Source organism: Rhodococcus aetherivorans, assembly GCF_011058165.1.
Lineage (GTDB): Bacteria > Actinomycetota > Actinomycetes > Mycobacteriales > Mycobacteriaceae > Rhodococcus > Rhodococcus aetherivorans.
In genome coordinates this window covers 26,913-36,382 of sequence record NZ_JAALEG010000065.1, presented here as the reverse complement: position 1 = coordinate 36,382, position 9,470 = coordinate 26,913, and the positions used below count along the sequence as shown (strand labels likewise).

The window sequence follows — 9,470 nt, the reverse complement described above, 5'->3', positions numbered from 1 at the left end:
GACTCGCTCACCGCGCGGGTCGATGCTCAGGACTGGCCGGCGCTCGTCGCCGAACTCGACGCGGCGGGGTGCGCGCAGACCGGGCCGCTGCTCACCGCGGACGAGTGCGCGCGCGTCGCCGCGATGTGGGACGACGACCGCCGCTTCCGCAGCACGATCGACATGGAACGGCACCGCTTCGGCAAGGGCACCTACCGCTACTTCGGCGACCCCGTACCCGAGGGCATCACCCGGTTGCGCGCGGCGTTCTACCACCGGTTGCTGCCCGTCGCACGGGACTGGGCGCAGCGGCTCGGCGACCCGGCGCCCTGGCCCGACGACTTCGGCGACTGGCTCGACGCCTGCCACGCCGCCGGACAGGCCAGGCCGACGCCCATCCTGCTGCGCTACACGACCGGCGACTGGAACGCCCTGCACCGCGACCTCTACGGCGACCTGGTGTTCCCGCTGCAGGTGGTGATCGGCCTCGACCGGCCCGGCCACGACCACCTCGGCGGCGAGTTCCTCCTCGTCGAGCAACGCGCCCGCGCACAGTCCCGCGGCACCGTCACCGTGCTGCAGCAGGGTCACGGGCTGATCTTCACCACCCGCGACCGGCCCACCCCCTCCGCGCGCGGCTGGACCCGCTCCCCCGTCCGGCACGGGGTCAGCACCGTCCGCGCCGGCGTCCGCCGCACCCTCGGCCTCGTCCTGCACGACGCCCGATGACCGGCTACACGCTGCTCGGCGCGGACGGCCGTCCCTACCGCAGCCCGATCCCCGGGTCCGTCGGTGGGCACCGGCGCGGCCGGATCTACGGTCGCCTCGACTGCCGCGCGGCGCTGCGGGCGATCGCCCGCGGCGGGTACGTCCGGGACCGGGTCTTCTTCGCCGACGAATCCGATGCCGTCGCAGCCGGATACCGCCCGTGCGCGGTGTGCCTTCCGGGGCGCTACCGGGAATGGCAGACGAGGCGGCACCCGTGAGCGACGCCCTGTTCCCCGTGCCGCGCGCCCGCGTCGAGATCGCCCCGGGCGCCGTGCACGTGCCCGGCTGGCTCGACGTCGACGAGCAACGCCGCCTCGTCGCCGCCTGCCGGGACTGGGCGCGCGGGCCCGTGCCGATCCGTCACACCGCCCTGCCTGGCGGGGGCCGGATGTCGGTGCAGACCGTCTGCCTCGGGTGGCACTGGTCGCCGTACCGTTACACCCGCACCGCGGTGGACGTGAACGACGCTCCCGTCGCCCCTTTCCCGGACCGGCTGGGCGACCTCGGGCGGCGTGCCCTCGTCGCCGCGTACGACGACCCGCACGCCGGCGACGATTACACTCCCGACACCGCGCTGATCAACTTCTACGACGGCGACGCCCGCATGGGCATGCATCAGGACAAGGACGAACGCAGCGACGCCCCCATCGTGTCGCTCAGCATCGGCGACGCGTGCACCTTCCGGTTCGGCAACACCGAGAGCCGCGGCCGGCCCCACCGCGACGTCCGGCTCGAATCCGGCGACCTGTTCGTGTTCGGCGGTCCGTCGCGGTTCGCGTATCACGGTGTGCCCAAAGTCTTTCCCGGCACGGCCGACCCCGCGTCGGGGATGACGCGGGGCCGGCTCAACCTCACGATGCGGGTCACCGGGCTCGGCGGGTGAGCTACCCCGGAGCGGCGAGGAGCCTCACCCCTCCTCGGGCTTGACCGCCAGCACCGGTTTGCGGCAGGACAGCAGCAGCCGCTGGGCGGTACTGCCGAGAAGCAACTTGCCGACGGGTGTGCGGTCGCGGACCCCGATCACCAGCAGTTGCGCCTCGTCGGGCTCCATGGCGTCCAGGATCACGTCGACGGTCTCGTCGCCGACCGTCTGCCTGATCTCGTGCTCGACGCCGCTTCCGGACAACTTCTCCTCCAGCGCCTCGAGCTGTGCCCGGGCGGCGAACGACCGGTCGGCGAGGGCATCGCCCCTGGAGGTGTTGATCACGAGCAGTGAGGTGCCGCGCAACCGGGCCTCGGCGATGCCGTGGTCGACGGCGGCTCCGCCGTACCGGTCCGGGGTGAATCCGACGACGATCATGCGTGGGCCTTCTCTCGGGTCTCGCTGGAGTCGTCACCGGGGGTGCCGGCCGGAATCACGGCAGGCCGGCGCGAGTGGACGAACCGGGCGGCGAGCGGCGCGACGAGCAGCAGTGCGATGACGATGTAGACGACGATGGCGACGGGTTCGGTGACGAGGCTGCCCCAGTCGCCGCCCCCGAGCTGCAAGCTCTGGCGGAGTTGGCGTTCGATGCGCGGCCCGAGGATCACCCCGATGATCAACGGCAGGACCGGAAGACCGAACCGGCGCATCATGAGCCCGAGCAGGCCGAACGTCAGCAGCAGGGCGAGGTCGAGCCACTGCAGGTTGACGGCGAACGCGCCGAGCGCGGCGAAGAACAGGATGCCGGCGTACAGATACGGCCGGGGCGTGCGGAGCAGCTTGGCCCACAGCGGGGCGAGGGGAAGGTTGAGGACGAGCAGGAGGAAGTTGCCGATGAACAGGCTCGCGATCAGCGTCCAGATCAGCAGCGGTTCCTTCTCGAACAGCGTCGGCCCGGGCTGGATTCCGTACGACACGAAGGCGGTCAGCATCACCGCGGCGGTCGCATTGGTCGGCAGACCCAGCGACAGCATCGGCACGAGGGTGCCCGCCGCGGAGGCGTTGTTCGCCGCCTCCGGTCCCGCGACGCCTTCGATGGCGCCCTTGCCGAACTCGTCCTTGTGCTTCGACAGCTTCTTCTCGGTGATGTACGAGAGGAAGGTCGGCAGCTCGGCACCACCCGCCGGCAGCGCACCGAACGGGAATCCGTATGCGGTGCCGCGCAACCACGGCTTCCACGACCGCTTCCAGTCGCTGCGGCCCATCCACGGACGGCCGACCGGGATGACCTCGGCGGGGCGGCGGCGCAGGTGCGCGGCCACCCACAGCGCCTCACCGACCGCGAACACCGCGACCGCGACGACGACGATGTCGATGCCGTCGGACAGCTGCGGAATGCCGAAGGTGGCGCGGGGCTGCCCGGTGAGGAAGTCGATTCCGACCAGTCCGATCGCGAGGCCCAGGAACAGCGAGATGCAGCCCCGGAGCTTGGAACTGCCGAGGACGGCGGTGACGGCGACCAGCGCGAGCAGCATGATCGCCAGATACGACGGCGCACCGAGAGTCACGGCGAAGCGCGACACCGCGGGAGCGAAGAGCACCAGCAGCATCGTGCCGATCGATCCGGCGACGAACGAGCCGATGGCGGCGGTGGCGAGGGCCTGCGCCGCGCGCCCGGCTCTCGCCATCCGGTTGCCCTCGATCGCGGTGATCACGGAGGACGACTCCCCCGGGGTGTTGAGCAGGATCGAGGTCGTCGACCCGCCGTACATTCCGCCGTAGTAGATGCCGGCGAACATGATGAACGCGGCGCTCGGGCTCACGTTGTAGGTGACGGGCAGCAGCAGCGCCACCGTCATCGCGGGCCCGATGCCCGGCAGTACTCCGACCGCGGTCCCCAGCAGGACACCGAGACACGCGTAGAGCAGGTTCATCGGGGTCGCCGCCTGCTCGAACCCCTGCAGCAGCCAGGTCAATGTGTCCATGTCACAGAATTCCGTCCAGAATGCCTGCGGGCAGCGGTATTCCGAGCCCGACGTAGAATGCGTAGAAGCTGCCGAACCCGAGGACCGCCCCGATCACGAGACTGCGCACGTAGTGCCTGTTTCCCAGGACCGTCGCGGCGCCGGCGAACAACAGGGTTCCGGTGATCGCCCACCCCAGCGGGCCGACGAGGGCGATCGTCGCGACGAACAACGCGACCAGCAGCCCGACCGTGCGCCAGTCCCCGGGCGACGACAGGTCCACGTCCTCTCCGCCGTCCTCCTCGCCGGTCGATCCCCACAGGATCGCCGCTGCGAGCGCCACCGCGCAGACGACGAGTCCGGTGCCGACGACCATCGGGAACAGCCGAGGCCCCACCGGGTCGATCTTGACGAAACCCGCTGTCAGAGTGAGCGCGTCGACGATCAGGAAGACTCCCACCGCCACGAGCACACCGCAGACGACGAACTGGGCCGGATCCTTCATCCGGCGGGCCGGCGTCGCATCGGCCGCTGCCCGCGTACTCATGCGAGCCCCAGCTCGGACAGCGTGGACGAAACCCGCTCGTCCTGCTCTTCGAGGAACCGCTCGAACTCCGGTCCGGTCGCGAACGCGTCGCTCCACCCGTTCTTCACCAGAGCCTCCTTCCATGCCGGGGTGTCGTGCAACTTCGCGAGCGCCTCCACCATTGCCGCCTTGGCCTCGTCCGAAATTCCGGGCGGCGCAAGGATTCCGCGCCAGTTGGTGAAGGTCAGATCGATGCCCGCCTCACGGAGCGTCGGTGCGTCGATGCCGGGAACGCGCTCGTTGCCCGACACCGCGAGGACCCGGACCTGGCCCGCCTCGATCTGGTCGACGTACTCGCCGAGCCCCGACGTGCCCGCGGTGATCTTCTCGCCGAGCAGCGCGGTCAGCAGATCACCGCCGCCGTCGTAGGACACGAAGTTCACTGCCTTCGGATCCACTCCCACCGCACGTGCCGTCTCCATCGGGAACAGGTGGTCGGGACCTCCGGGTGACGATCCACCGCCGATCGTGATCGCCGACGGGTCGGCGCGCCACGCGGCGACGAAGTCGTCGACGGTGCGCAACGGCGAGTCCGCGGGGACGAGAATGCCCTCCTGCTCCTCGACCATCCTGGCCAGGGCCGTGGCGTCGGACACCCGGGCCGTCGAGCCGTTCGTGTAGCCGGCGCCGACCACCCCGAGGCCCATCATCATCATGAGGTCGTCGTTGCCCGCCTCGTTCATGAGCCGGGCCATCGCCACCGTTCCGCCTGCGCCGATGACGTTGAAGACCTCCACGCGGCCGGTGATGCCGTCGTCCTCCATGATCTTCACCGCCGTCCGGGCGGTGAGGTCGTAGCCTCCGCCGGGGCTGTTGGGAACCATCATCCGCACCCGGTGCAGACCCTCGTCCTCGCCGCGGGTGACGCCGCATCCGGCAACGAGAATCCCCGCGAGCACGAGCAGTAGGACCGCACGTACGCGGCCTCCGCCGGCTGTCCTGGACATCGTTCCTTCTTTCGCCGAAAAATGTGACCTTCGGCAATACTGAACCCGTCAGTGAGTCACGTCACTCTTGAGTACGAAACGGAACTTGAGTTCATTGTGGTCACCACGTCCCCTCCGTATCCGCAGCCTCGCCGGGCAGGTTCTGCTCCTTCAGCTCGCCGTCGTGGCGGTGGTGCTGCTGGCGGTCGCCGCGGTGTCGGTGCACCAGTCGACCGTCGGATTCCGCGACCTGCAGGGTCAGCGGATGATCGCGGTCGCCGAGAACGTGGCCTCGACGCCCGTGGTGCGGGAACTGCTGTCCGCACCGTCCGCCGGCACGGTTCTCGCGCCCGAAGTGGACCGCGCCGTGAACCTGTCCGGGGCGACGCTCGCCGAGATCGTGACCGCCGACGGCACGGTCCTCGTGTCGTCGGACCCGACCCGGCTCGGCGCGGCTGCGGAACTCGGGGCCAGCGACGTGGCCACCGGCCGGGCCTGGTCCGGTGACGTGGTCGTCGACGGCCGTCGGGCCATCGCGGGACACGTCCCGATCCTGTCGCCGGCCGGGTCCGTGCTCGCGATCGTGGCGGTGAGCGACGACTACCCGTCCCTGTGGGACCTCCTCAGCAGCGCCGGAGCCCGGTTGCTGCTGTATCTCGGCATCGGCGCCGGGCTCGGGCTCCTCGGCTCGTGGCTGTTGTCGCGACGGATCAAGACCCACACCCGGGGGCTCGAGATCGCCGAGATCGCCAACCTCGCCGACCACCGCGAGGCGCTGCTGCACAACATCCGCGAGGGCGTGGTGGCGGTGAACACCGAGGGCGTCATCACCGTTCTCAACGACAGCGCACAGGAGCTGCTCGACCTCACCGCGGACGCCGTCGGCCGCCGCGTCGACGACGTCGACCTCGAACCCGCGGTCCGTCAGTACCTGCTCAGCGGGGACGACAGCGGCGACGTCGTGCTGTCGACGGCGTCCCGGGTGCTGGCGCTCAGTCGCCGGACCGCGACGAGCCGGGGACAGCGGATCGGCACCGTCACCACGATGCGCGACAGCACCGAGCTGGCGTCGCTGCAGAGCCAGCTGTCGTCGCACAAGAGTGTCACCGACACCCTCCGGGCCCAGACCCACGAATTCGCCAATCAGCTCCACACCATCTCGGGGCTCACCCAACTCGGCGACTACGACGCCGTCACCGACTTCGTCGGAACTCTCACCAGGCGCCGAGCGGAAATCAGTGACGCTGTGACGCAGCGTATTTCCGACCCCGCCGTGGCCGCCCTGCTCATCGCGAAGACATCGCTCGCCGCGGAGACCGGAGTGACCCTGGTCCTCGAGCCCGATTCGCGCCTGCGGGCCCTCGACCCCGAACTCGCCACCGACGTCATCACCGTCCTCGGCAATCTCGTCGACAACGCCGTCGACGTGTCGCAGGGCGGGCGGGACGCGCGGATCTCCGTCCGCATCACCGACTCCGACGGCATCACGGTCGAGGTCGCCGATTCGGGTCCCGGCGTGCCCGATTCCCTGCGGGAGGAGATCTTCGCCCGGGGCGTCACGTCCAAACCCGACACGCCCGGGGGACGCGGGGTCGGACTGGCGCTGGTGCGACTGGTCAGCGCCCAGCACGGCGGATCGGCTACCGTCTCCGATGCCCCGGTCACCGGCGGCGCCTTGTTCACCGTCCACATCCCGCGCAGTAAGGATGGCTGACCATGCACGACCGTCCAGGATCGGACGAGGCGGCGACGCACAAGGTCGTCGTCGTGGACGACGACTTCATGGTCGCGGAGATCCACCGTCGATTCGTGGACCGGACAAAGGGATTCACCACGGTCGCGGTGGCACACAGCGGCGCGGAGGCGCTCGACGCCGCGCGGACCACCGCACCCGACCTCCTCCTGCTCGACGTCTACCTGCCCGACATGTCGGGACTCGACGTCCTTCAGCGGCTGCGCGCCGAGGGCGACGCCGTCGCCGTCATCATGATCACCGCCGCCCGGGAGATCGACACCGTCGGTCGCGCCCTGCACGGCGGAGCGACCGACTACCTGGTCAAGCCGTTCGAGTACGCGCAGCTCCGGGAGAAGCTCGAGCACTTCCGGCGCCGAGCGCACGAGCTCGCGACCCAGACGAGCGCCGACCAGACGTTCATCGACTCCCTGTTCGGTGCCGGCGGCAAGGCCGCCGAACCCGTACGGCTGCCGAAGGGTCTGAGCGCCGAAACCGGCCGGCTGATCCTCGACACGGTCCGCGCCCGCGGCGAACTGTCCGCCACCGAGTGCGCGGAGCTGGCCGGGTTGTCGCGGGTGAGCGTGCGCCGCTACCTCGAGCACTACCTGGACGCAGGCCTGCTCGAACTGCGTCTCGAATACGGCGGCACCGGCCGACCGGTCCGCCGCTACCGGCCCGCCGGTCACTGACCCCGGGCCGCATCCCGGGAGTGCTCCGCGGGTTGCAGGTGCACGACGGAGCGGTAGAACGCGAGGTGCGCGGCCGCCGCGTCGTCCCAGGTGTGGGCCGCGGCGAGCGCCCGCCCCCGGTGTGTCCGCGCGGCGACGGGCGGCTCGGTGAGGGCGCCGGCCATCTCCCGGTGCGTCGACGCGAACCGGACGGTGTCGCCGAACACCTCGCGCAGCACCGGCAGATCCCGCGCCACCACGGGCACTCCGGCGGCCAAGGCCTCCATCGCGGCGAGCCCGAAGCCCTCCTTCGTGGACAGGAACGCGAACACCGACGCCTGCGCGACCAACGCCGGCAGCGCGTCCTCGGCCACCGTCCCCAGGATCGTCGGATCCACGCCCAGTTCCGCGCAGCGACGGTCGAATTCGGCTCGGTACGGCCGGTAGTCGAACAACGTCTCGCCGCCGGCGAACACCAGCCGCATCCCGGGCCGCTCACGGCGCAGCAGGGCGAACGCCTCCACCAGATCGATGCTGCCCTTGCGGGGCTCGATGCCACCGACGGCCAGCACGTACTCCCCCAGCTGCGCCCGCCACCGGGCCCGCGCCGCCCTGTCCTGCTCGGCGCGCGAGAAGCGGTGCGCGTCGACGCCGTTGGCGATGACCGTGGGCGTGAAACCCCAGCCCGCGCGGACCTCCTCGGCGACCGCACGCGAGACGCAGATCCGCGCATACGGTTCGGCGACGGCCCGTTCGTGACAGGCGGCGAGCTGCGGCGTGGTGAACCGGTCGAGGTGGTGGATCGTGCGGATGCACCGGTTTCCGACGGCGTTGGCGCTGATGCAGTCCTGCGCGTGCACCACGTCGTACCTGCCGGGGGTGAACGCCGCGCCGAGCGCGGCGATCGAACGCATGATGCACTCCCCGACCCCCCCCCCCTCCACCCCGGCGAACGGGACGACGCGCACCCGCACGGCCGGGTCGACGGCGCGGAAGAACCCGTCGTCGCCGCCGCGCCCGAGCGTCCACACGGCGACGTCGTGGCCCGTCCGGGCCAGGGCCTCGGCAAGATTGAGGGTGTGGACGACACCGCCGCGCGGCTTGGTGGAGTACGTGAGCAGAGCGATCCTCACCCGATGTCCCCCTTCTCGTCGAGCAGTCCCCGATAGGTGTCCACGCGCCGCTCGGCCAGGTGGTGCAGCACCCGGCGGGCCCGTTCCACCTCGACCTCGACGTCGATGTCGACGACGGCGAGCCCGCCCTTGGTGCCCGTGCGGGCGAGCACCTCGCCACCCGGGCCGACGATCTTCGCCTGCCCGAGGAAGCGCATGCCGCCCTGCATCCCGGTCTGATTGGACGAGACGAGCACGACCTGGTTCTCGGCGGCGCGGGCCGCGTCGTACAGGTCGAACAGCCGGGACTGCCGGTCCTGCGGCAGCCGGGCCGCCCGGTCGGTGACGCTCGCGGGCCACGCCGACAGCGCGGCGACGATCCGTGCGCCGTCCAGCGCCAGCGTGCGGGCGGACTCGGGGAACGTCTTGTCGTAGTCGATCAGCATCCCCATGCGGCCCACCGGGGTGTCGAACGCCTCGAACCGGTCGCCCGGCGCGTAGGCGAGGAATTCCCCGGCCGGCTGGTGCACCTTCCGGTGGGTGCCGAGAATCCCGTCGCCGGTGACGCAGGCGGCGGCGTTGTACCGCAGATCCCCGTCCCGTTCGGTGTAGCCGACGCACACGGTCATCTCGCCCGCCATCCGGGCGAGCGCGTCGAGTTCGGGTCCGTCCCGCCACAGTGCGGGCGGCAGGTCGTCCGGGTCGGGCCGGCGCAGGTCCGAGATGTACCCGCCGAGGCACGCGTCGGGCAGCACCAGCAGCTCGATGCGGTCCCGTCGCGCGGACTCGATCAGGGTCTCCAGTTTGAGCAGGGCCCGCGGCACGTCGCGTCCGAAGTGACCGGCCAGGGCGGCGATGCGCGTCATGCGG

Annotated in this window: 11 protein-coding genes; 5 read left to right on the top strand and 6 right to left on the bottom strand. The window is 70.9% G+C overall.

Going from position 1 to position 9,470, the window contains the following annotated elements:
- The 3 genes from G6039_RS21880 to G6039_RS21870 form a co-directional block, all read left to right on the top strand.
- Positions 1-708: 2OG-Fe(II) oxygenase (locus G6039_RS21880; RefSeq protein WP_164528110.1), on the top strand; the 708-nt coding region annotated here is incomplete at its 5' end.
- Complete coding sequence (locus G6039_RS21875; RefSeq protein WP_006931895.1) at positions 705-965, top strand: Ada metal-binding domain-containing protein; 261 nt, start codon at positions 705-707, stop codon at positions 963-965. The genes G6039_RS21880 and G6039_RS21875, both read left to right, overlap by 4 nt.
- Positions 941-1,630: an alpha-ketoglutarate-dependent dioxygenase AlkB family protein gene (locus tag G6039_RS21870; protein ID WP_037200500.1), complete on the top strand. Its 690-nt coding sequence runs from the start codon at positions 941-943 to the stop codon at positions 1,628-1,630. The genes G6039_RS21875 and G6039_RS21870 overlap by 25 nt, the downstream gene beginning before the upstream one ends.
- A gap of 24 nt (positions 1,631-1,654) precedes the next feature.
- Here G6039_RS21870 and G6039_RS21865 read toward each other — a convergent pair whose 3' ends face one another.
- The 4 genes from G6039_RS21865 to G6039_RS21850 are packed head-to-tail and all read right to left on the bottom strand — an operon-like array spanning position 1,655 to position 5,106.
- Complete coding sequence (locus G6039_RS21865; protein ID WP_029541295.1) at positions 1,655-2,047, bottom strand: universal stress protein; 393 nt, start codon at positions 2,045-2,047, stop codon at positions 1,655-1,657.
- A complete protein-coding gene (locus G6039_RS21860; RefSeq protein ID WP_006931890.1) occupies positions 2,044-3,594 on the bottom strand; it encodes a tripartite tricarboxylate transporter permease in 1,551 nt (516 codons plus the stop codon). Before G6039_RS21860 ends, G6039_RS21865 begins: the two co-directional genes overlap by 4 nt.
- Before the next feature lies 1 nt (position 3,595).
- Positions 3,596-4,120, bottom strand: coding sequence for a tripartite tricarboxylate transporter TctB family protein (locus G6039_RS21855; protein ID WP_029541293.1), 525 nt, complete (start codon positions 4,118-4,120; stop codon positions 3,596-3,598).
- Complete coding sequence (locus tag G6039_RS21850) at positions 4,117-5,106, bottom strand: Bug family tripartite tricarboxylate transporter substrate binding protein (RefSeq protein ID WP_006931886.1); 990 nt, start codon at positions 5,104-5,106, stop codon at positions 4,117-4,119. The genes G6039_RS21855 and G6039_RS21850 overlap by 4 nt, the downstream gene beginning before the upstream one ends.
- Before the next feature lie 67 nt (positions 5,107-5,173).
- On the opposite strand from G6039_RS21850, the gene G6039_RS21845 reads away from it, so the two are divergent.
- Together G6039_RS21845 and G6039_RS21840 are read left to right on the top strand one after the other, a co-directional pair.
- Entirely contained in the window at positions 5,174-6,799 is a 1,626-nt protein-coding gene (locus tag G6039_RS21845) for a sensor histidine kinase (protein ID WP_029541290.1), read from the top strand.
- A 2-nt stretch (positions 6,800-6,801) separates the two neighbouring features.
- Positions 6,802-7,509, top strand: a complete 708-nt coding sequence (locus tag G6039_RS21840; RefSeq protein ID WP_029541286.1) for a response regulator — start codon at positions 6,802-6,804, stop codon at positions 7,507-7,509.
- On the opposite strand, the gene G6039_RS21835 is transcribed toward G6039_RS21840, so the two are convergent.
- Both G6039_RS21835 and G6039_RS21830 read right to left on the bottom strand, forming a co-directional pair.
- Positions 7,503-8,621: an MSMEG_0565 family glycosyltransferase gene (locus tag G6039_RS21835; protein WP_164528109.1), complete on the bottom strand. Its 1,119-nt coding sequence runs from the start codon at positions 8,619-8,621 to the stop codon at positions 7,503-7,505. The genes G6039_RS21840 and G6039_RS21835 overlap by 7 nt on opposite strands.
- Positions 8,618-9,466 carry a carbon-nitrogen hydrolase family protein gene (locus G6039_RS21830; RefSeq protein ID WP_006931879.1) on the bottom strand — a complete coding sequence of 283 codons (849 nt, stop codon included), beginning with the start codon at positions 9,464-9,466 and terminating at the stop codon, positions 8,618-8,620. Before G6039_RS21830 ends, G6039_RS21835 begins: the two co-directional genes overlap by 4 nt.
- Positions 9,467-9,470: the final 4 nt, after the last annotated feature.

Excerpts from the sequence above, each read along its gene's own strand:
- G6039_RS21865 (WP_029541295.1), bottom strand. The coding sequence starts at position 2,047 with ATGATCGTCGTCGGATTCACCCCGGACCGGTACGGCGGAGCCGCCGTC.
- G6039_RS21860 (WP_006931890.1), bottom strand. The coding sequence starts at position 3,594 with ATGGACACATTGACCTGGCTGCTGCAGGGGTTCGAGCAGGCGGCGACC.
- G6039_RS21875 (WP_006931895.1), top strand. The coding sequence starts at position 705 with ATGACCGGCTACACGCTGCTCGGCGCGGACGGCCGTCCCTACCGCAGC.
- G6039_RS21850 (WP_006931886.1), bottom strand. The coding sequence starts at position 5,106 with ATGTCCAGGACAGCCGGCGGAGGCCGCGTACGTGCGGTCCTACTGCTC.
- G6039_RS21870 (WP_037200500.1), top strand. The coding sequence starts at position 941 with ATGGCAGACGAGGCGGCACCCGTGAGCGACGCCCTGTTCCCCGTGCCG.
- G6039_RS21840 (WP_029541286.1), top strand. The coding sequence starts at position 6,802 with ATGCACGACCGTCCAGGATCGGACGAGGCGGCGACGCACAAGGTCGTC.
- G6039_RS21855 (WP_029541293.1), bottom strand. The coding sequence starts at position 4,120 with ATGAGTACGCGGGCAGCGGCCGATGCGACGCCGGCCCGCCGGATGAAG.
- G6039_RS21830 (WP_006931879.1), bottom strand. The coding sequence starts at position 9,466 with ATGACGCGCATCGCCGCCCTGGCCGGTCACTTCGGACGCGACGTGCCG.